The sequence below is a fragment of the Allobosea sp. 05T439 genome, from assembly GCF_056396005.1.
Window position 1 is genome coordinate 25890 of record NZ_JBFTKP010000037.1, and the last position, 21935, is coordinate 47824.

Sequence of the window (21935 nt, forward strand, 5' to 3'; positions counted from 1 at the left end):
TCCAGGACAATGGAAGGCTGCGTTCTGCCCAAGCAGGACGTCCGCTCAGGGTCGCCTCGTCCAGGTGTCGTCATCGCAGATAAAACCACCCAGCACGCACCCCTTTACGACGAGTGTCCTCTGTGACTGCAAGCGGATCGTGGTCTTGTAAGTGCGACCATCCTCCGGATTATACCCCTCCCCTGCAAGCAGCCCCGCCGTACCCTCAGGCCTGAAGCCAGTCAGGACCTGGACACCGAGCAGCGAGCGCCCGCGCAAATTGCTGTCGGGGTTTGATCGATCGACCCGCTCCTGCTTGAGCCAGACGATCTTGCCGCAGAGCGCCTGCCCGCAGCGCGCGATCGCAATCTCGGACTCGCCATCGGAATCGCGCCAGCGCCCGACGACCTCGCTCATCGGGTCCGCAGCGGCGGCATGCAGCGACGGCATCGCCACCAATGCGGCGAGAACAAGCATTCTAGCGCTAAGTCTGGCCATCGCCATCCTCCTCATCCTCCCAACCCAAAGCAATGACGCCGGCGACGATCAGGGCGATGCCACCGGCTTGAACGGCATCGATCCGTTCGCCGAGCGCAAGCCAGGCGAGCAGAGGCACCGTGACATAGGCGAGCCCGGTCATCGGAAAGGCGCGGCTGAGCGGCATGTCACGCAGGATCAGCATCCACACGATGAACGTTGCGGCATAGCCGAGCGCCGCCAGCCAGACGCCCGGCAGCGTCGATGCCCTGATCATCATCTGCAGCCCGAAATCCATGTCGGCGAGCCCGTCCGCCCCCCATTTGAAGGCAAGCTGGGTCGCGGTATCGAGCGCAATGAAGACCGTCCAGATCCAAAGCTGGCGCCATGGCACGGGCTGCCGCGAGGTCTCGATCGTGCTCATGCCGCCTGCTCCCTTGCCGCCTGCTCCCTTGCCGGTGTCCGGGGCAGCGCCCGCAGGTCCGGATCGAACCTGTCGAAGGCGAACCAGGGACTGGCCGATTTCAGGGCCCATTGCAGCGCGGCATTCCGGTGCCTGAAGAAGACCGTTGAAGGCACCAGCCGGCTGCCGAAGCGCAGTTTCGACGCATAGGCTGTCTGGCCGGTCTGCAGCCGGGCGATGCCGCGTTCGAGACAGAAACGAACATTCGTCATCCAGCTCACCACATAGAGGTTGTGCTGACGGGCGAGCGGGTAGCGCATGCCGAGGAACTTATCGATCACCCTGTCATTCTCGATCAGCAGCAGATTGAAGGCGGCGAGCGTCTGGCCCACCCAATAGAGAGCAAAGACGGCGCGCTCGCCGAGCGCCGCCGAGACAGCCTTGAAGTAACCCGGGGGGAGCACCTCCAGATCACCGTAGTCGAGGTCGCTCTCGGCCCGCGTCGACTCGTAGAGCTCGGCGATCTCGCTCTCGATACCCTCGAGCCCATGCCGCATCTCGACCCGGATCTCGCCGGCCTTCGCCAGCTTGCGCCGGATATCCTTGCGCGTGGCAGCCGAGAGCGAGGCGAGATAGTCCGCCTCGCCAGCGAAGGGCAGATCGAGGACCGCGAACGGCAGGCTGCCGACACCAGCAAATCCCCGCGACAGCAGCGCATCACGCAGATCCGACGCACCCTGCGCGGCAACATCCTTCCAGGCCACGACATCGGCCCCCACGCTTCGGGCGTGCTGGTCGAGAATTTCGCCCAGCGCGGCGAATGCGGACGCGGATTGATCCGATTCAAGCCCATTGCGCACGCAGGCATGACAGCGTTCGGCATAGGGCGAGCCGACACAGAGCACCTTGAGGCAGACGAGACGCGGCGCCAGCCTGAACACCGCATCTCCGAAGCGCCGGAGCCCACCCTGAAATGGCGTATCAAGCCGATAGGTGAACAGGAAGAACGGCGCGATGGCACTGACGCCAAGGGCATCCTCGACACAGGCCGCGCCCATGGCGATCCCGCTGCCGCTTCCGGCCAGCGCCTGCTCACAGGCGCTGTAATAGGCATGGTTTTCGGCTTCGCCGGGGCAGCAGCGATCCCACGCCTCGGGCGCAATCTCGGCGATCCGTTCGACGATGCGGGCGCGCGGCGCGTTCATTCCGCCGCAACGGCGCAGAGGCTCGCCGGCTCCCGTCGGACCTTGTCTGGAACGGACAGCCGCGCCGCCAGGGCAAGCGAGCGGTCGATCACGACATCGCGCTGCTGGTCGATGGTCACGAGATGATAGCTGTCATTCAGCACGACGGTATCGACGATTCCGCCAAGGCGCCGCTGGATATAGGCCGCATTGGAGAGACCGGAGATGTCGTCCTCGCGCGCCTGCACGACGAGCGCGGGACAGGTGATCTCGCCCATCCGGCGGCGCGTGTCCTTGATCAGCGCCCACATCTGCTGAAGCGAGCCCGCGGGCGTGCCCAGGAGGCCGGCCTGCGAGCTGTCCCCGCCGCCCATCGCCCCCACGATCATCGCGCGGGTGCGCTCATCCTTGACGCCATAGGGCTCGCGCTCGACAAAGCGATAGCGGCGGCCCATGGGCGTGTTGATCAGCAGCTTCAGCAGAAAGCTGTACCAGGGGATCGACCAACCATCATACCAGAGCGTCGGGGCGTAGAGGGCAAGCCCCTGTACGTCGTCGCGGTGGCGTGCCGCGATATGCATCGCCATTACCGCCCCCATCGACAGTCCCCCGACGATGACCGTGTCGCAAATCAGCTTCATCCGTGCGAGCTCGGCTTCTACGCTGGCTGTCCAGTCGCGCCAGCCCGTCGCCAGGAGATCGCCCTCGCTGCCGCAATGCCCCGCCAACTGGGGGCAATGAACGGTGTGACCGACCCGCGCCAGCGCGCGCGCGACGAGCCGCAGCTCGACTGGCGTGCCCCCCAGGCCATGGATCAGGAGGAACCCGGTCCGGCCACCGGCGAAGCGAAGGCTGTTGTCTTTTGCTGCCACGGAAACGAATCCCTCAGGCGGTGCGGGCGACGATGACGACGCCAAGAGTGATGAGACAGGCGCCGAGCCATTGCCGACGCACGACGCGCTCCTTGAGGAACACGGCGCTGGCAAGCGTGACGCCAAGGAAATTCAGGCTGGCGATCGGGAACGCGATCGAAAGCGGCACTTCGGCAAGAATCCGCAACCAAACCACGACCTCGACGAGGTAGATCAGGATTCCCCAACAGATCCAGCTGTCCCGCAGCGCGGCCAGGACGAGCGCCCGTCCGTGTACGTCGGGCAAACGATCAGCCCCAAGCTTGAAGCAGAGCTGGCCTGCGACATCGCAGATCACCGACAAGGCGAACCAGAGCACGAGCGTCATGGCAGCACCCGGTCGAAGCAATCCAGCAAGACACCGTTCACGCGCGCATTGACCGCCAGCTCGGCGTCCGTGACCGGGCGTCGCGGCGGATGATCGAAATAGGCGAGCGTCGCCCGGAACGGATCGGCGAAGCGTGGCTCGGAATAGTCGCCGCAGATATCGACGCCGACGATCTCGCACTGCTCCGCCAGCCGTTCGATCGCAAGCAGCAGATTCTCGAGCGGCAGCTCGCCCTGATCCCAGTTGGTCGCGGCATCGCCCGGGCCAAGAACATCCTTGTCAATCGTCAACCAGATCCGACGGGTCGGCAGGTTGCGGATCAGCTCATCGAGGAAGTCGCCCCAGTTCTCATTCGCGAGATTGCGCCAGTGCAGTGCCCCGGCCTTCTGCGTGTGCCCGCGTCCATCACGATAGCGGCGCCAGACGCGAGAGGGCGCATGCCGCCATGGGTAGAGTTCAATCCGCCCGTCGGAGACCGCGTCCAGATTGGCGAATTGCCATTCCGGCCTGACCAGGTCGCTGCTGCACGGGCCGATCGTCACGACCCGTTTGACGTGTTCGAGTTCGAGGGCGCGGTTGACCCAGGCGCCGCAATTCACGGTCGCCGGAAACCGCACCCAGTCGGGGTGATTGTCGAAATGCACGACCGTCAGCGGCCGACCGGTCTGCGCAAGCAGGCCGGCCGTCAGATGATGGAAGTCGCCTGATCCGTAGAATGTCACGGAAGCCTCGCCTTCGCGCATGGGTTTCGCGCGCAGTCGCTCGTGCAGCAGGCTCAGCGCCCGCCTGCTTGCGACGATACGCAATGCGCTTCCAAGATCGGTCGCATCGATGCGGGTGGCGGCTCCCGCATCGATGCGCCGGTGCAGCGGCTCCTGAACCGCCGCACTGCCGTCGAGGTCGATCACACGCAACTGCACGTCCGACCTCGCCGTTTTCAAACCCTGGCGACGCGCGTGAACAACTGATCGAGCAGCGCGAGCGCCAGATCGATCTCCGCGTGGGTCATTGTCAGCGCCGGAGCCAGTGTAATGACGTTCTTGTGGTAGCCGCCAATGTCGAGGACGAGCCCGTAGCGCTGGCCGTCGACCACCAGATCGGCCTTCATGCCTTCGTCGCACATCAGGTCGACCAACCGCTTCGACGGGGTGTAGCTGTCATGCGGCTCGCAGATCTCGATGCGCAGCGCCATGCCGAGACCATCGACGTCGCCAACGATCCGGTGCCGGCGCTTCAGTTCCTGGAGGCCTTCGAGGAAATAGGCCCCCTTCTCCATCACCATGGTCTCGTAGTCGTCCTCCTCCATCATCTTCATCGCCTCGAGCGCGACGGCGGTGCCGAGCGGGTTCGCGTTGAAGGTCGAGTGGGTCGAACCTGGCGGGAAGATGGTGGGGTTGATCAGCTCTTCCTTGGCCCAGATGCCGGAGAGCGGGTTCAGCCCGTTGGTGACCGCCTTGCCGAAGACGATCACATCCGGCTGCACGCCGAAATGCTCGATCGACCACAGCTTTCCGGTCCGGTAGAAGCCCATCTGGATCTCGTCGACGACGAGCAGGATGCCGTGCTGATCGAGGACCTTCTTCAGCTCGATGAAGAAATTCGGAGGCGGAATGACGTAGCCGCCGGTGCCCTGAAGCGGCTCGACATAGAAGGCCGCATATTCCGACTGGCCGGCCTTGGGATCCCAGACGCCGTTATACTCGCTCTCGAACAGGCGCGCGAACTGCTTCACGCAATGCACGCCGTATTCTTCCTTGCTCATGCCCTTGGGCGCGCGGAAATGGTAGGGAAACGGCACGAACTGGGCCCGCTCGCCGAAATGGCCGAAGCGCCGGCGGTAACGGTAGGACGAGGTGATGGCGGAGGCACCGAGCGTGCGGCCGTGATAGCCGCCCTCGAAGGCGAACATCAGGCTCTTGCCGTTGCTCGCATTGCGCACGAGCTTCAGTGAATCCTCGACCGCCTGTGCGCCGCCGACATTGAAATGCACCCGGCCCTTGCTGCCGAATTTCGCCTGCGCATCACGGGCGATCATCGCGGCGAGTTCGATCTTCTCGCGGTGGAGATACTGGCTCGCAACTTGCGGCAGAGTGTCGATCTGGCGCTTCAGCGCCGCGTTCAGGCGCGGATTGGCGTAGCCGAAATTGACCGCCGAATACCACATCTGCAGATCGAGGAAGCGATTGCCCTCGGCATCGAACATGTAGGAGCCGTCGCAGCCCGAGAAGATCTTCGGGAACTGCGTGTAATGGACCGTGTCGCCATGGGAGCAGTATTCCGCTTCGAGGGCGAGCAGGCGCGCCTCCTCCTCGGCATGGAGGCTCGTCGGCCGGGATTGCAGACCAGCCAGTACCGGGGAAGCCGGCTCAAGCAAGGCGTATCCGTCATCCATCGATCATATCCTTGAGTTGGTTCTGGGCTCCGCTCGTCACCGGGCTGGCCAGCAGTTCTTCCAGCAGGCCGACGGCCTCGGAAAAATCGGAGAAGGGGTGATGAGGCAGAGCGTTGTCGTGGCAATGCCCGATGAGGCTTTTCTTGGCGAAGACGAGATCCGCCTGGCCGGCGAGACAGAAATCCGAGCGGCCGTCACCGACGAGCAGGGTCAGCGGTCGTCCGAAGCCGTCGGCCACTCGGCATTTGCAGGTGCCGCTCGCGCAATCGCCGGATAGTGCGGCATGCGGCGACGTCAACTGCCAGCGCTCGCCGCCGACCGCAGCGAGGTGATTGGCGATGACGGGCAGTGCGCCGAGCCCGATCCGGCCCAGCACCGCGCGGATCGTGCGGTCAAGGCCGTCGGAGACGACCGTAACCGGGATATCGTGCCGCCGGCAGAGTGCGACGAAGGCGCTGAAGCCGCTATCGATCGCAATCGTCTCGGTGAAGCCGTCGAGCACGGCCGGCAGCACGCGCAGCAATTCGACCTGCCTGGCCATGCATTCGCGGGAGCCGATCCGGCCGGAAACCCAGTCGTCCTCGATAGCCTCCCAGCCCGGTTCCGCGAAACGGGCCAGGATCTGGTCGGTCGTGTCTTCACACGTTATCGTTCCGTCGAAATCGACGATGGCCTGCCACAGCATGCTCGGCGCTCATTTGTAGCTCTCGGTGAATGCCGGTAGCGCAAGCGCTGTGCCATCTCGCAATCAATTGATATTGCTACAAATTCGGACGAATTGTCTGCGCCGTCCGCCMCCCATTCGCGGAGCTTCCATCAAAAATTGGAGCCAAACCGTGCGTCGGCTCATCGGACAGGTAGGCCGATGGCGGCGACCTCATGCAGCGCCGCAACGACGCGGCGTTGCCCGCTTTCTTCACATGAGAAGCCGAGAGGTCCGTCTGGCGGAGGAGGTCATTGCCCCGTCAGCGCGGGGGAGGCCGACATCTCTGCAAGCCCGGAACCGCCCAGTGGTCAGGCGCACGAGGCCGCGCATCGTTACACGGCAGTGCGCGCCATCTGGAGCCCGCTGGCCATCGCTGCCTGCTGCTCCGCGACCACCAGGAGTGACGCGCCGTGTTCCCCGGCGAAGGCTCGTTCTGCTGCGGACCATGCCGGCATGATCCAGGGCTTTTCCGCTGCAGCGCAGGCTGAAGCGATCCGGCCGATATCGCCCCTGTCGGCATCACTGAAGCGATAGCGACCTCTCCCCCGCGTCAGCGAAAGGTCCGAGGGGCCAACGAAAACGCCATCCACGGTCGGCAGGGCGAGAATGGCTTCGACATCGGCAAGCGCCTCGGCCGTCTCGACCATCGGGTAACAGGCGGTTTCGCGGTTATCGTCCTCGAAATAGCTGGCGGACGGCGCGCCATAGCGGACGCTGCGGGCTCCGGCATAACTCCGGGTTCCCAGCATCGGGTATTTCGCCGAACGGCAGATTGCCGTTGCATGCGCCACCGAACCGACATGCGGGATCACGACGCCATTCGCGCCGAAATCGAGCGCCTGCTGGATCGGCTCGGCCTGCGGCCCGGCAACCTTGACCAGAACTTCGAGCTTCAGGGCGCGAGCAAGTGGAATGAGCTTGTCGAGATCCCCAAGCGACAGCGTCCCGTGCTCGACATCGAGAACGAGCGTATCGAATGCCAGGTCCGCCGCGATTTCGACGAAGACCACGTCGGGCGCTGCAAGCCAGCAGCCGATCTTGGGCTGTTTCCGCGTCATCGGATGCTCACCTGACAGAGGCAAAGGGCAGACGGCGGTGGCGCGCCAGCGGGATGCGCGTGCGGGCGAGATCGATCGCGGCAAGATCCAGCCGAGCTGCAACGATGCCTTCGCCCAGGGCGCGCTTGGCGATGACCGCGCCCCATGGTTCGGCGATGAGCGAGTGCCCGTAATTGTAGAGTATCTGCCCATCTTCCTCGAAGGGCCCCTCCTGCCCGGGCGCGAGAATGAAGCACTGGCTCTCGATGGCACGGGCCCGCAGCAGCGGCTCCCAATGCTCCTTGCCGGTGTGCAGGGTAAAGGCTGCCGGCACCGCGATCATGCGGGCGCCAGCGTCGACAAGCGCGCGAAACAATTCGGGGAAACGCAGATCATAGCAGATCGTGCAGCCGACAGTGACGCCGTCGAGATCGAAGGTCACCAGCTCGGATCCCGCGCCGTAGATCTTGCCTTCGTCATAGACCGTGCCATCCGGCGCGGTGATCGCGAAGAGGTGGATCTTGCGATAGCGGGCGACCTCGCGCCCCATGCGGTCGAAGACGAGACTGGTGTTGAAGATGCGGTCTCCGTCACGCTCGTTCAACGAGCCGCCATGGATGTAGACGCGTGGCGGGCGGCAGCCTCTCGCAGCATGGCATAGGCTTCGCCGCCCGGGCACGGCTCGGCCGCGGCGCGCTGGGCGTCGGCATCGCCGCCATAGAGCGTGAAGCACTCCGGCAGCATGACGAGATCGGGTTTCTCTTCTCGGCAGGCCTGTTCGATCAGGCGCTGTGCGATGGCGATATTGGCGGCCTTGTCCTGGCCGGCATTCATCTGGATCAACGCGACTTTCATCATGTCTCGCTTGTTGGGGACACCTGGCGGACGACAGCGCAGGCGGCCCGCTGGAGGGCGGTTTGCCTGCGCGCCCATCGGTCACTTCTTGAGGCTGACGGCCCAGAGTCTCGGCTTCGGCATGATGGTCGCGGCATAGCCCTGGACGCTCGAGCGCGCCGCGGCGACTTCGACACCGTTATAGAGCATCAGAAACGGCGCCTGCTCGATGAAGAGAGCATGGAGCTTGTCGAACAGGGCCTGACGTTCGCCATCCTTGGTCGACGCCAGGATATCGCGCAGGAGTTCCTCCGCCTGCGGATCGTCCCAGATCCGGTTCGGCCGCTTGTCTTTCGAGCCCATCACCGCGCCATAGGCCAGGGCGGGGTCATAGCGGGCCGAATAGGAGAAGGACTGCATCTGGTAGTTGCCCTTGCTGTAACGATCGAGCTGCGTCGCCCATTCCAGCACCTCGAGCGTCGCGTTGATTCCGGCCGATTGCAGCATCGCCTGGGCGATGACAGCGCTCTCATAAGTGTCGCGCTCGTTCTTGTTCGCCATCAGCACGATCGGCTGGCCGGCATAACCCGCCTCCTTCAGCAGGCGGGCAGCCTTGGCCGGGTCATAGCTATGGAGGCGGGCCTGCTCCTTCGAGTAGAAGCGCGATTCCGTCGGGACGACCGAAGCGTTTGGTTGCCCCAGCCCCTCCGATACGGCCTTGACGAGTTCGCGCGTGTCGATCGCGGCGGCGATGGCCTGACGCATCTTGACGTTGGCCAGCAGCGGATCGCGGGTCTGCAGCAGGATCGTGTTGAGCATCATGGTCGGCGAGGACGAGACCTTGATCTCCGGCCGCGCCTTCAGCTCTGGAATATCGGCTGCCGCCAGCGAAGGCAGGATGTCGATATTGCCACGCAGCAGCGCGGCCTTGGCCGTGGCGTTGTCGGGGATCACCATGAAATTGACGGTATCGACGAGCGCGCGCTTGCCCCCGACATAACCATCCGGCTCGCCGCCGCGATCGGTATAGCCGTCGAACCTGTCAAGGCGGACATATTCACCGCGCTTCCATTCCCCGAACTTGAATGGCCCGGTCCCGACCGGCGCCTTGAACGAGCCGTCAGGGTTGAAGGACGAGCGGGCGACGATCGCAGTCTGCCCGCACTGGTTCCGCGCGATGCCCGCGAGAAAGACAGAACTCGGCCGGTTCAGGGTGAAGACGACGGTGTCCGCATCGGGAGCGGCGATCTCGACCTTGAGTATGTCCGATCCGTTGTACTCTCCCGTGCAGAGCCAGCCCGTCTTCGGGTCCATGTAGCGCTGCCAGTTCCAGACGACATCCGCGGATGTCAGCGTCGTGCCATCGTGGAACTTCACGCCCTTGCGCAGCCTGAGCGTATAGGTCAGCCCATCCGGAGACACCTCGATGCTGTCTGCGAGCAGCGGCTTCGGGGTGCCGTTGGCGGAGTAGCCGACGAGGCCCTCGACCATGTGAAGCACCACGCCATCCGTCGTGTCGTCCCGGTTCACCCCGGGATTGACGCTCCGGATATCGGCATTGAGACGCACGCGCAGAGTGTCGGCCTCAGCCGTCGACGCCTGAAAACAGGCAGCACCCATCATCAATGCGAGTGCCGTGAAACGCATTCTCATTCATTCCTCCCGTGGATAGAAATGTCAGGCCGCGAGCATCTTCGGCTCGTCGGCGAGGCTGTATTGGGTGAAGCGGCGATCGAGGGCGGGAAGAGCAGCCACCTCCATCACGCCGCTCGCCGGCTCCATCACCACCATCGCGACGGTCGCCGAGAGGTGAGCGTCGCGCAGGCCGGGCCGCGGTGGCCGGCAGACGCTGTAGGGCGTGGCGAAATCGTCGAAGAGCGCAGCCTTAACCTCGGCGGCGGACAGGGTGCCACCGCTCTGATCCAGCAATCGGCGCACACGCCAGTCGCGATAGACGCTGTCCGGCACGTTGATGAGACCGGTATCCCTGAGCTTGCCGAGCGCAATGGGACTGACCCAGTGATTGGCGTGCACGATCAGCCCGTCGCTCGGATAGATCGCGAAAGCCTCGTCCGGGGCGCATTCGTAATTGACCGCAAACCCCTCTGCGCTCGACAGGATCATGTTGTTCGAGCAGGTCTTCTGCGTCGTCGCGACGGCCCTGATCGCGAAAGCGAGATGGGATTGCTCGAGCACCTTGCGGCGGATCAAGGCAAGCGGCACCCCCTGCTGGCGATAGTCGCGGTMGCTGTCGAGATAATTGGCGGTGATGGCGAGCCCAGCCGCATTCATGCCGGAACGGGCAAGCCCCCCGGCCTCGACGAAGGTCAGGAAATCCGGGCCGTTATCGGGGCGCACCCGCAGCACGATCGCCGTCTCCGCGCATTCGGCGCGCCAGTCCCAGTTCTGGGCGTGGATCAGCCGCCCCGACAGGCTGCGCTCCGGCATGACCACGAGACCGGTGCAGCCATCATCGGCTTCGTCTTGTTCCCGCTGCGGCCTGCTCCGTTCGATGCGGGCCTTGGCGATGACCTCGGTCCTGGCATTGACTATCACGATGTCTTCGAGCGTGACGCCAGCCCCTTCGGCTATCCCGCGCATCTCCTCGATGTAATGGGCTCCGAAGGCCTCGATCTCGCCCGCGAACGCCGTGATCAGTTCGGACTGGGCCGCGGCCGAGTAGCCGAACTCCGCGAGCTGGTCGCCATAGAGCCCGACGCTCCGGCGCACGCGCTCCCTGGCGGCCTCGCCATATTGCCGGCCGCGCTCGCGCGGGGCACCGGAGATGGAGACGAAGGGAAAGGGCGAGGTCGTCATTGGCTTGCTCCTGCTAACGGGTGATCCACACGCCCCAGGCGCGCATCTTGCCGAAGCCGGTGACGCCGATGCCGTCGACGCGGTCGCTCGAGGCTTCGACGAGGGGGGTGTTGTAGAGGCTGACGATCGGTGCCTGGTCGATCATGCGCAGGTGCAGTTCGTCGAAGATCGCCTGGCGTCGGCCGGGATCGAGCTCCGCCGTCGACGAGGACAGCAGCGCGATCGCATGCGGGTCCTCCCACTGGTTGTCAGGATCGACATCCTTGGAGCCGACGATCGTCTTGTAGTTCAGCGAAGGTTCGAGCCGTGCCGTGAAGCGGAAGGACTGAAGCTGGAAATTGCCCTTGCTGTAGCGGTCGAGCTGGGTTGCCCATTCCAGCACCTCGAGATCGACATTGAAGCCCGCCTGCTTGAGCATCGACTGGAGAATGATGGCGGTATCGTAGAGATGGGCGAGCTTCTGCGACGTCTGCAGCTTGATCGGCCGCCCGTCATATCCGGCCTCCTTCAGCAGCCTGCGGGCGAGATCGGGGTCGTAGGCATAACCCTTGCCGTGGACGGCCGTGTGGGCCGAACTCGAGTCCGGGATGGCCGAGGGATTGGGCTTGCCGAGCCCGTCCGTCCTGGTTTCCACCAGCGTCTTGAGATCGATAGCATGGGCTAGCGCGCGTCTGACGCGAATATCGGCGAAGAGCGGATCGCGTGTCTGGACGAGCAGCACGTTCCAGCTCAGCCCCTGTGCGGTCGAGACCCTGACGCCCTTGGCCGCCCTCAGCTCGACCACATCCGAAACATCGGTGACGATCCAGTCGATCTGGCCTGCCCGCAAGGCCGTCCTGCGCGTGGCATCGTCGGGCACCACCATCCAGCGCACCTGATCGACATGGGCGAGGCGCGCGCCGGCATAGCCGCTCATCGGCTCGGAACGCGGTCGGTAGCCGGCAAATTTCTTGAGGAGGATGAACGAGTTCTTGCGCCACTCGGCGAAGGTGAAGGGGCCCGTGCCGACCGGCTGACGCCACTCGCCGTTCGGCCCGACCGAATCCTTGTGCAGGATGCCGGTCAGGCATTGGACATTGGCGACATAGTGCAGGAAGAGCGCCGACGGCGCGGCGAGCCTGAAGACCACCGTGCGGGCATCGGGCGTCTCGATCGCCTCGATCTTGGCGTCCTGCGAACCGTCATACCAACCCCGGCACTGCCATTTCGTCGCCGGGTCCAGCATTCGGTCCCAGCTCCATTTCACGTCCGCCGAGGACATCGGCGCACCGTTATGGAAGGTGATGCCGTCGCGCAGGGTGAAGCTGTAGCTGCGGCCGCCATCGCCGACCGTGTAGGACTCGGCCAGCAACGGCGCGATGGTCAGGTCTTCGCGATAGGCGACCAGAGCCTCGAGCACATGATGGAGGATGGTGTCGCTGTCGCCGCTGCGCCGAACACCCGGCTCGCTGCTCGTGATATCGGTGGAGAGCGCGATGCGCAGCTCGCCACCCTGCTTCGGGACCTGAGCGAGCGCCTGCATCGGGCAGGCGAGCGCGGCCAGGGCCGCAAGCCATGCAACCTTCATGATCTCTCCCTTTCGTTCACGAGCGGCGCCCGGTTTTCCGGTGTCACCGCCCAAATGGCTGGCAGATCGCCGCGCCCTGCCCCCGCTAGAGGTTTTGCCGTTGGGCAAGCGCGCTGGCGAAGAACTCCTTCACCGGGGGGTGCACGAGATGTCCGATATGCTCGACGCCGGGCACGACATCGAAGCGCACCGGGATATCGAGGCTCAGGAAGGCGCGCTCCAGCGAGCGCAGGCGATCGACCCGCGTCACGCCGGTCTCGTTGATGCCCTCCATCCAGTTCGAGGAACTGGGAGCGACGGTGACGTCCCAGGTCTCGATGTCATCGCCGCCGATGACCATCTGGACCGCGACCTTCCGCATCTCGGACAGATCAAGTTCACGTCCGAAGATGCTCTTCAGATCGCCTGTCCCGAGCCACCACGGCTTGTCCGGGTTCGGCAGCGTCACGACGCCGGGAGCGCCGATCGAAACCCCCAGCAGTCGCTCCGGGTGCAGATAGAAGAAGCGGTGCACGAACTGCCCGCCGCCGGAGAAGCCGTGCATCAGCACCTTCTCGGCGTCGAGGCGATAGAGTTCGCCGATCTCCTCGATCATCGCCAGGACCAGGAGGTCGTAACGGATGCCGCGATAGAGGATGCGCTTGTAGTTATGCGTGTCACCCGGCTCCCCGATCCCGCAGGGAAAGAGCGGCACCAGKACGACGCATTGGTTGGCTTCGGCGAAATCGATGAACTGGTCGCGCAGGCTGTCGACCGTGCGGGTGCTGCCATGGATCAGAACGGCCAGCGGATAGCGCTTCGTGCCGTTCTCCTCATAGCCCTCGGGAATATAGCAGCAATAGGAGAAGCGCTGGTCGGCCTGGCAGGCAAAGATCGCCGTCCGTCCGAGCTGGTAATAGGAGAGCTTCTCGCCATGTCCGTTGCGCGTCATAGGTCGTCTTTCTCCGGTCGTCTCAGGCTTGGCTGATCGTCTTGGTGACAAGATAGGCGTCGAGCCCCTCGGTGCCGCCCTCGCGGCCGTCGCCGCTGTCCTTGACCCCGCCGAATGGGGTTTCCGCCGCAGCGATCTCGAAGCGGTTGATGCCGACCATCCCGGCCTCGATCCGTTCGCCGAGCGCCAGGGCCCGTGAGCAGGAGCCTGTGAATGCGTAGGCGGCGAGCCCGACCGGCAGGCCGTTGGCACGACTGATGACCTCGTCCAGATCGCGGAAGCGGGCGATCGGAGCCACCGGTCCGAAGGGCTCCTCGCTCATGATCGCCGCAGCCTCCGGCACATCGGCGAGAACGGTCGGCGCGTAGAAGAAGCCACGATTGCCGATGCGCTCACCGCCGCAGATAAGCCTGGCGCCATGGCGCTGGGCATCCTCGATCAATCCATGCACCGCTTCCAACCGCCTGGCATTGGCAAGCGGCCCCATGCCGATGCCCTGGTCGAGGCCATTGCCGACCTTGATCCGCTGGGCGGCCAAGGCGAAGGCGGTGACGAAGCGATCATGCACCGCCTCGTGGACATAGAACCGTGTCGGCGCGACGCAGACCTGGCCGGCATTGCGGAATTTTCGCTGGGCGCCGAGCGCAGCCACCGCCTCGACATCGACATCATCGAACACCAGGACGGGGGCGTGGCCGCCGAGTTCCAGTGTCGCGCGCTTGGGCCCCTGGGCGGCCAGGGCTGCAACCGCACGCCCACCCGCCGTGGAACCGGTGAACGAGACCTTTCGGATCACTGCTGAGCCGACGAGATGCCGCGAGACCGTTGGCGGATCTCCCAGGACGAGGTTGATCGCGCCCGCCGGCACGCCCGCCTCGACGCAGGCCTCGACCAGGGCAAGGCAGGTCGCCGGGGTTTCTTCCGACGGCTTGATGATGATCGAACAGCCGGCACCCAGCGCACCGGCGATCTTGCGCGCCGGCGTCAGCGCCGGAAAATTCCAGGGCGCGAAGGCGGCAACGGGGCCGATCGGCTCCCGCACCACGATCATCCGGGCGCCGGCCGTGCGGCTTGGAACGACCCGACCATAGGCGCGTCGCCCTTCCTCCGCATACCAGTCGAAGACCTCGGCAGATGCGGCCACCTCGCCGCGCGCCTCGGCGAGAGGCTTGCCCTGCTCACGCGTCATCACCTCGCCAATGGCGTCCTGACGCGCCCGCAGCAATTCGCCGACGCGACGCAGGATACGGCAGCGTTCGAAGACCGAGACCGCGCGCCAGGCAGAAAAGCCCGCCTCGGCAGCCTTCAGCGCGTCGTCGAGATCGGCTGCCGATGCCAGGCGCGCCGTGGCCAGGATGTCGCCGGACGCAGGATCATGGATCTCGATCTGGGCGCCGGAGCCCGCGCGAGCCGCGCCGCCGATATGCAGGGTAATCTCGGGATAGGCGCTCACGTCGCGCAACCTCTTCAAACGGGGATGGGCCGGATCAGGCGATGGTTGCGAGCGCCTTGCGGATGCTGGCGAAGAGGCGGTCGATCTCGTCGGGTTCGATCGTCAGCGGCGGCGACAGCACCAGCAGGTCGGCGCCGGCGCGGACGAGGACACCGTCCTGGAAACAAGCCTCGGCGCATTCCGAACTGCGCTGCCCCGCTCCGCCAGGCCGCGGTTCAAACTCGATCGCGGCCACGAGACCGATAGTGCGGATATCGATGACGTGCGGCGCGCCCTTCAGGGCATGCGCCGCATCCTCCCAGTGGCGCGCGATCCGCCGCGCGCGTTCGAACAGCCCTTCCTCTTCATAGACCTGCAGGGTGGCCAGGCCCGCGGCGCAGGCGAGCGGGTGCCCCGAATATGTATAGCCGTGGAAGAGCTCGATGCTGCCTTCCGGCCCGGTCATGAAGGCCTCGTAAATATGCGGCCCGACAATGGTCGCCCCCATCGGCACGGCGCCATTGGTCAGCCCCTTGGCGCAGGTGATCATGTCGGGAATGACGCCGAAGGCTTCGGCGGCGCAGGAGGCGCCGAGCCGCCCGAAGCCCGAGATCACTTCGTCGAAGATCAGCAGGATGCCGTGCTTGTCGCAGATCTCGCGCAGGCGCCTGAGATAGCCCTTGGGCGGCGGCAGCACGCCGGTCGAGCCCGCAACCGGTTCGACGATGACAGCCGCGATCGTTGACGCATCATGGATCTGCACGAGCCGCTCGAGATCCTCGGCGAGATCAGCGCCGTGATCGGGCTCGCCTCGCGAGAAGGCATTCCTGGCCAGGTCCAGCGTGTGCGGGAGATGGGCGACACCCGGCAGGAGGGGCCCGAAATCGCGGCGATGCCGGCTGATGCCGGCGACCGAGAGCCCGCCGAAGCCCATGCCGTGATAGCCGCGCGCCCGGCCGATCAGGCGGGTACGCCCTGCCTCGCCGCGCTGGCGGTGATAGGCCAGCGCGATCTTGAGCGCGGTGTCGACCGCTTCCGAGCCCGAATTGGAGAAGAAGACATGGTCGAGCCCCTTCGGCATCATGTTGGCGATGCGACTCGCCAGCGTGAAGGCGTCGGGATGCCCCATCTGGAAACAGGAGACGTAGTCGAGCCTGTCGACCTGGGCCTTGATCGCCTCCTTGATCCGCGGATGGCCATGTCCGGCATTCACGCACCAGAGTCCCGCCATGCCGTCGAGGATCCGGCGCCCGTCAGCCGTCAGGTAATAATTGCCCTCGGCTCCGACGAAGAGGCGCGGATCACTCTTGAAACGCCGATTGGCCGTGAACGGCATCCAATGGGCATCGAGGTCATTCGGGCGGGTGGCGGCAGAAGCGAGCAAGATTGAACCTCGGGAACGCTGGATGTTGTTTTGATCTTTTTGCAAAAATAATACAATGTCAAGCAAGCATGATGGCCGCGCTCGGGCCAACCGAATCTCACGAATGCAAAGGCGTGACGCCTTCGGCTCAGCCGCGGGGAAGGAAAGACCGGCTCAGCGCGGCGCGCGCGTCAGATGCTGGCGCATCAGGGTCGCCGCCCAGTTCGTGTCGCCCTGCTCGAGCGCATCCAAGATCGCCAGGTGTTCCCGGCAGGATCGCAGCAACGCCTCCCGATCGAGGCCGCCGTAATCGGCGTACTCGGTCAGGCGCCGCAGGGAGTTCTGCGCCTCCATCGCCTGGACGACGAAGCGATTGCCGGAGCAGGCGGCGAGCATGCCGTGAAAGCCGGCATTGATCTCGAAGAAGCGCTCTGCGGACGGCGTATGGTCGAGATCGGCGATGAAAGCATCATGCGCTGCCCGGCTTCGGGCAAAGGCCGGCTTGTTGACCCGAAAGCTCGGCTCGCACAGCCCCATGCATTCGATCATCATGCGGAAGCGATAGCTTTCCTCCCGCGCCTCAGGCGAAGCGAGCGACGGTACGAAGCTCCAGCCGTGACCGCGGCGCCGCTTGATCAGCCCATCCTCCGCAAGCCGCAGCAGAACCTTGCCGAGCGCGCTCCGGCCGATCTGATAGGTCTGCAGGAGGTCGGTTTCGATGAGGTTCTCGGGCAGGCGGCCAGCCTCGCGATCCCGCAGGATGGCATGAATGATGTCCTCGTCGCGCGCGCTCGGCAGGGAGCGCTCTGCGGCCTCGAGATCCTTGCCGTCCCGCGCAAGAAAAAAGCCCTGGTTCGCGCGCGCTTCGACTGCGCCCTGCTCCGCCAGCAGGCCGAGCGCGGCCCGCACCGGAGTACGTGAAACCTCGAAAGCTCGGGCAATCTCGGCCTCCCGCAGGTGGAAGCCGGCCGACCACTGCTTCTCGGCGGCGCAGGCCAGAATTCGCTTCGCGAGAGCGGTATGGAGATTGCTGGGCTTCCGCGATGTCTGGCGGGGAAGCGAACGCTCATTCATCAAGACGACTCCGTGCGCCGCAGCCCTAGCCGAATTGCATTATTTTTTCAACGAGAACCGAACCCTATCACGACCTCTCGTGCTGCTATCCAGATTGAGCTTCCCCTCTGTCGACCTTACCGGCCGATCCTTGGCACACTCTCGTCGGGTTCGCGACGTGCAGTCTCTCGCGTGTAGGCCTTCAGCGAAGTTCCCATGAAACGCGGCGGCGCATGCTGGCGTTACGGCGCCCGGCTGGCCTTGCCGTCACGCGCGGCGTCGACAACGTCGCGGATGGCGTCGATCACGAGCTGCGGCCGTTCCTTGTGGATCTCGTGGCCGCTGTCGGTGTTCGTGACATGCCTGGCGCCCGGCACGAGTGCAGCGAGCTTTGCCTGCGCCTCCCTCTGCGCCCTGTCGGTGACGTAGCCGAAATCGGAAGGAATGTCGGCAGGCAGCCGGCCATCGGCGATAAGCCCCGGGACGAGCGGTCCCCAGGGGTGATCCGCGCTCAGCACGGTCAAAGGCATCGGTCGGAGCGGCTCGGCAGCGAGCAGTTGATCGAAGCTGAGATTCGCATCGACTCGCTCGATCGCCGGATAGACTTTGAGGGCTTCAGTCAGGTCGCCATCGAGCAGCACGCGTTGGATCGCCCATTCACGAGGGGCCTGCGCTGCCCGAAGCCCCTCTGACAAGGCATCGACGAGCACCATCCCATTCACCTCGTCGGGATAGGTCATCGCATAGAGCCGGCTAACGAGGCCGCCATAGGAATGCCCGACGACCACGAAAGGCGTCGCGATGCCGGCAGCGGTCACCAGCGCATGCAGATCGGCGACTGCTGCCCGCGCGGTGACCGGCTGCGAGACCGGGTCGGTGCGGCTCGGCGCTTCGCCGACCGGAGTTCCCGGCCGGTCGTAGGCGCAGACCCGCGTGAACCCCGCCACTGCGGAAAAGACGTTCACCTTGCCTGGCTCGGACTGGGTCCAATCAGCGGCGGAGGCTCTCGCGCCTGCCACGATGACGACGGCAGGAGCCCCCATGCCACGACATCCGAGGTACATCTTGCGGCTGCCGTCGACGTTGACCACGCCTGAGACATCGCCGCTCTCCGCAAGCGCTGAGCCTGATGAGGCAACAAGGCCGATCATCAGGAGGAGGACGCACTGAGGTGACATTGAACGGGCTCTCCGGCGCGGCATTCGGCATCCCTGACTGGATCAGCGAGCCCACACGGCAAACGCTCGGCCACGGAGGTTAGGCAGCGACGGCTTGCGACGCAAACGAGGGCCTTCCGAAGCAGAACTTCGGCTTCGCCTCACTGGCTGCATTCCAGGCAGCCTCGCCGAACGTGTCGAAATCGACCTTGGAGAGCCCTTACTCCAGCATGCACGCAGGCCGGCCGATTTGGCCGGTGCACCGAGGACGTTTCAAGAGGCAGATCAGGTCGGCTTCGTGCATTCAGAGCCCATCCCAACTCTCGGCACCTCCACCCGATCAGTCCGGTTCCGATCGCTGCAGGGGTAAGGCCGCTCGGGCGCAGGAACAGGCGGCGATCCCGGACGCGCGGTCATCAAGTTGGGATGTACGGTCATGGTGCCTGGCAACGATATCCCCTTAGTTTCAATCGAAGTTTCCCCTTGTCCCACGCCCGTAGCGACTGCGGCATGCCCCAAAGCTCGCCATCGTCAGCTCCGCGATATCCGTTCGGCGATGATCCTGGCGACGTCCTTCTCGCGACCATTGCCTTCGCAACCCTCAGMTTTTGGGGCGCCAAATGTTCTTTGCGGCTAGGCTCGCTGTCATATTCATGGGCTGCGTCGGCGCATCATGGCCAATCGCGCAGGCGCAGGAACTCGACCTAAGGAGCCTGGAAGAGATCCGCTCAATCGCTTCTGCGCAGTTCGAAAAGCACCACCTGAATTCGCTTCTCTTGCAGGTGCGCATCGACGGCAAGGACGTGACGAGCCTCGCGCTTGGCGAAGCGATGACCGGCGTGCCGGCGAAGATAGATGGGCGTTTCCGCAACGGGGCCGTGGCCCTCACATATATTGCAGCGCTTGCCTTGAGACTCGCGGAGGAAGGCATCGTCGATCTCGACATGCCCATCTCGCGCTGGCTCCCTGATCTGCCCGCCTCAGGCAAGGCGACCATCCGTATGCTGGCGAACATGACGGCGGGGTATCCCGATCATGTCGCCAATGACGAAAAATTCGTGAAGCCATTCATCGAGGATCCCTTCAGGACGTGGAAGCCGCAGGATCTCATCGCGGTAAGCCTGTCCCAGGCGAGGCGCTTTGCCCCCGGAGAAAACTGGGACTATTCCCATAGCGGGTACGTCATTCTCGGGCAGGTTCTCGAGGCGGCCACGGGCAAGCCGATGCATCGCCTGATGGACGAGTACATCCTGACACCACTCAAACTTGGCGGCACCTTCGGATTCGACAACGCGACGATCCCAGAACCCGCCATCCACGCCTTCACGGCAGAGCGCGGCGTGTGGGAGGACGCGACCTACTGGAATCCGTCATGGACGTTGCCTGCCGGTGCGATCCAGGTCACGACGATTGACGACATGGCCCGCAGCTTCGACACGATCGTCGGAAGCGCTGGCTTTCTCTCCGCGCAATCGCTGAAGCAGATGATAGAGCCACGCCTGATCGGCTTCGGTGTGCCGCTCGAAGGCTGCCCAACCTGCCATAGTCTGACAAAGCGCTTCAACTATGGGCTCGGCGCCATGCTGCGCGGCGACTGGGTGTTTCAAACCCCTCTTTTCGGTGGCTACGCCTCTGCCGTCGGAACCTTACCGCAGGAGTGCTCGAGAATCGGGCGTATAACCATTGCCGTGGCGGTCACCTTCACCCGCGCCTCTGTCGAGGATTGGAGTGGACGCGCTCCCAATCTTGCCGATGCGACGGTCGCTCTCATCGCCGCCAAACTGGCTCCCGAACACCCTGTTCCATTTCTCTAGGTTCCGACTGCGCTGAAAGCGTGGGCCGAAGCCACAAGGGGAGTGGATTTCCTGAAGACCGCATCGCCGTTGCCGGCGGGATGACCGTCATCCTCCAAGCCAGATTGGCTCGCCCCCGACCGATCAGTCCGCTCCGATCGTTGTAGACGGCAAGTTCGGGCGGAGCGAGGGCTGTCGGCGGCCTTGGACGGACGGTCATCAAGTTGAGATGCACGGTCATGGTGCTCGCCCGCGATTTCAACTTAGCTTCAATCATAGATCCACCGTTTCCAAGGACCGCGGCGGCCGGCCTCCTGACGGGCAGCGCACAGGCGTCGCCTTCTTGGAGCTTGGTCGCCAGTTTCGGCCTCTCGTCCAGAGCAACCGTTGGGGAGCGCGGTGAAGCAATTCAGACTGGATGGCAGCGCGACACGGCCGGCGGACATGGATAGCCAGCCACCGGTTGTCTCAGCCTCGCGTCACCTCGCCCTGAAGCTGAGGCTGACGTCACTGGCGCTTGGCTGCTCGACCCACAAGGAACTTTGCGCGCGCTTTGCGGCCAGCAATCGGACGACGCTGTTCGTGCCCCAGAACGCCTATAAATGGCTCAGCGGCAAGGCCGTGCCCCGCGCATCCAGCGTTTATGAGGATTGGGCGCGGGTGCTCGGCGGCATGCTGACCGCTCCGTTCCTCGCCTCGTCCTCCTTCGATGAGTTTCAGGACGCGATCAGCACCCAGTTCGCCGTGCCGGAAACCGCGCTCTCGGCGCTGCGGAGCGAGGCAGGCCTACGGTCGGGCTCGCCCCCCGCCCTGACCGTAGTCGAATCGTCGGTAGCCGGGCGAAGTGGGCTGCGCCCCGGCGAGCATTGGCTGGAGGGCGTCTATCTCGCGATCTCACCGGCCTGGTCTCGCGTCGAGGCGGGCCGGTTGATCATCGGGACAGTGGCAATCCACGCCGATGCCATGCAGCGCCTGCAGATCAGCTACAGCGAGAACCTGTTCAACCGTCAGGTCCGCATGAGCGGGCAATTGCTGAGCGATGGCCGTACCGCACAGAGTGCCCTCGCCTGCTCCTACACGCAGCGGCTGTTCCTTCTGGCGCTGAACCTGCCCACCCTGCCGGCCAATCTCATCGGCGGCATTCTCAGCGGCGCGGCAGTGCATGATCCCGACGCTCGGGCCGCCGCCTGCCGCATCCTGCTTCTGAGGGCGCATGGCGGCCAGGCCCAGGATCTGGTCGCGCGCACGGGCTATCTCGATGCGGACGGGGCACTGGTCGAGAGTGAATTGGCCGCGCTCGGCTATCGCGGCGATGCCGCAACGGTCGCACTAGGTTCCGGCATCGTTGATTTCCTGAATGCGCCTTCGTCCTCCGGCCTTTGTGAAGCGAAACTTAAAGATTTGACATCACTTGAGCGGATCATCGATCGAATACCATCTTCTGAATTCTTACAAAAATCAGCATCATGGCATTAGATTCAAACCACCAAATCCCTGCTTCCCAGCCTCCATGGCATTTATGCCAAATATTGGCACCAAATGACGTGTCAATGCACTTTGTCCGAAAGTGG

The 21935-nt window shown here is 64.5% G+C and carries 19 protein-coding genes and 1 pseudogene; 2 read left to right on the plus strand and 18 right to left on the minus strand.

Annotated elements, in window-relative coordinates; translation table 11 throughout:
* Positions 1–45: 45 nt before the first annotated feature.
* From AC1DIO_RS28315 to AC1DIO_RS28400, 18 genes and pseudogenes are all read right to left on the minus strand, one after another.
* Positions 46–477 carry a DUF2147 domain-containing protein gene (locus AC1DIO_RS28315; protein WP_441504485.1) on the minus strand — a complete coding sequence of 144 codons (432 nt, stop codon included), beginning with the start codon at positions 475–477 and terminating at the stop codon, positions 46–48.
* Positions 464–880 (minus strand): EamA family transporter, encoded by a 417-nt coding sequence (locus tag AC1DIO_RS28320; protein ID WP_441504484.1) that lies wholly within the window; start codon positions 878–880, stop codon positions 464–466. Before AC1DIO_RS28320 ends, AC1DIO_RS28315 begins: the two co-directional genes overlap by 14 nt.
* Entirely contained in the window at positions 877–2064 is a 1188-nt protein-coding gene (locus tag AC1DIO_RS28325; protein ID WP_441504483.1) for a GNAT family N-acetyltransferase, read from the minus strand. The genes AC1DIO_RS28320 and AC1DIO_RS28325 overlap by 4 nt, the downstream gene beginning before the upstream one ends.
* Positions 2061–2915, minus strand: a complete 855-nt coding sequence (locus AC1DIO_RS28330) for an alpha/beta hydrolase (RefSeq protein ID WP_476854422.1) — start codon at positions 2913–2915, stop codon at positions 2061–2063. The genes AC1DIO_RS28325 and AC1DIO_RS28330 overlap by 4 nt, the downstream gene beginning before the upstream one ends.
* A 13-nt stretch (positions 2916–2928) precedes the next feature.
* Positions 2929–3282, minus strand: a complete 354-nt coding sequence (locus AC1DIO_RS28335; protein WP_441488100.1) for an EamA family transporter — start codon at positions 3280–3282, stop codon at positions 2929–2931.
* Positions 3279–4202, minus strand: a complete 924-nt coding sequence (locus AC1DIO_RS28340; RefSeq protein WP_476768470.1) for an arginase family protein — start codon at positions 4200–4202, stop codon at positions 3279–3281. The genes AC1DIO_RS28335 and AC1DIO_RS28340 overlap by 4 nt, the downstream gene beginning before the upstream one ends.
* A gap of 17 nt (positions 4203–4219) precedes the next feature.
* The gene (locus AC1DIO_RS28345; protein WP_441488098.1) at positions 4220–5674 is read right to left on the minus strand and encodes an aspartate aminotransferase family protein; all 1455 of its coding nucleotides are present in this window, start codon (positions 5672–5674) and stop codon (positions 4220–4222) included.
* The gene (locus AC1DIO_RS28350; RefSeq protein WP_441488097.1) at positions 5667–6359 is read right to left on the minus strand and encodes an MtnX-like HAD-IB family phosphatase; all 693 of its coding nucleotides are present in this window, start codon (positions 6357–6359) and stop codon (positions 5667–5669) included. The genes AC1DIO_RS28345 and AC1DIO_RS28350 overlap by 8 nt, the downstream gene beginning before the upstream one ends.
* A 353-nt stretch (positions 6360–6712) precedes the next feature.
* Positions 6713–7438, minus strand: a complete 726-nt coding sequence (locus tag AC1DIO_RS28355) for an HpcH/HpaI aldolase family protein (protein WP_441504482.1) — start codon at positions 7436–7438, stop codon at positions 6713–6715.
* A gap of 7 nt (positions 7439–7445) precedes the next feature.
* A pseudogene (locus AC1DIO_RS28360) lies at positions 7446–8350 on the minus strand (carbon-nitrogen hydrolase family protein).
* A gap of 3 nt (positions 8351–8353) precedes the next feature.
* Entirely contained in the window at positions 8354–9904 is a 1551-nt protein-coding gene (locus AC1DIO_RS28365) for an ABC transporter substrate-binding protein (RefSeq protein ID WP_476775634.1), read from the minus strand.
* A gap of 24 nt (positions 9905–9928) precedes the next feature.
* Positions 9929–11068 carry a C45 family autoproteolytic acyltransferase/hydolase gene (locus tag AC1DIO_RS28370; RefSeq protein WP_476854423.1) on the minus strand — a complete coding sequence of 380 codons (1140 nt, stop codon included), beginning with the start codon at positions 11066–11068 and terminating at the stop codon, positions 9929–9931.
* Positions 11069–11081: 13 nt separating this feature from the next.
* Entirely contained in the window at positions 11082–12635 is a 1554-nt protein-coding gene (locus tag AC1DIO_RS28375) for an ABC transporter substrate-binding protein (RefSeq protein ID WP_476768474.1), read from the minus strand.
* Between the two features lie 85 nt (positions 12636–12720).
* Positions 12721–13566, minus strand: a complete 846-nt coding sequence (locus tag AC1DIO_RS28380; protein WP_441504478.1) for an alpha/beta hydrolase family protein — start codon at positions 13564–13566, stop codon at positions 12721–12723.
* Between the two features lie 22 nt (positions 13567–13588).
* Positions 13589–15019 (minus strand): NAD-dependent succinate-semialdehyde dehydrogenase, encoded by a 1431-nt coding sequence (locus AC1DIO_RS28385; RefSeq protein ID WP_476832062.1) that lies wholly within the window; start codon positions 15017–15019, stop codon positions 13589–13591.
* A 34-nt stretch (positions 15020–15053) separates the two neighbouring features.
* Positions 15054–16385 (minus strand): omega-aminotransferase AptA, encoded by a 1332-nt coding sequence (gene aptA / locus AC1DIO_RS28390; protein ID WP_476832144.1) that lies wholly within the window; start codon positions 16383–16385, stop codon positions 15054–15056.
* Between the two features lie 150 nt (positions 16386–16535).
* Positions 16536–17435: a GntR family transcriptional regulator gene (locus AC1DIO_RS28395; RefSeq protein WP_441504476.1), complete on the minus strand. Its 900-nt coding sequence runs from the start codon at positions 17433–17435 to the stop codon at positions 16536–16538.
* A 221-nt stretch (positions 17436–17656) separates the two neighbouring features.
* Complete coding sequence (locus AC1DIO_RS28400) at positions 17657–18592, minus strand: alpha/beta fold hydrolase (RefSeq protein WP_441504475.1); 936 nt, start codon at positions 18590–18592, stop codon at positions 17657–17659.
* A 599-nt stretch (positions 18593–19191) separates the two neighbouring features.
* On the opposite strand from AC1DIO_RS28400, the gene AC1DIO_RS28405 reads away from it, so the two are divergent.
* Together AC1DIO_RS28405 and AC1DIO_RS28410 are read left to right on the plus strand one after the other, a co-directional pair.
* Positions 19192–20385 (plus strand): serine hydrolase domain-containing protein, encoded by a 1194-nt coding sequence (locus tag AC1DIO_RS28405; protein WP_441504474.1) that lies wholly within the window; start codon positions 19192–19194, stop codon positions 20383–20385.
* Between the two features lie 639 nt (positions 20386–21024).
* The gene (locus tag AC1DIO_RS28410; protein ID WP_476854424.1) at positions 21025–21840 is read left to right on the plus strand and encodes a hypothetical protein; all 816 of its coding nucleotides are present in this window, start codon (positions 21025–21027) and stop codon (positions 21838–21840) included.
* Positions 21841–21935: the final 95 nt, after the last annotated feature.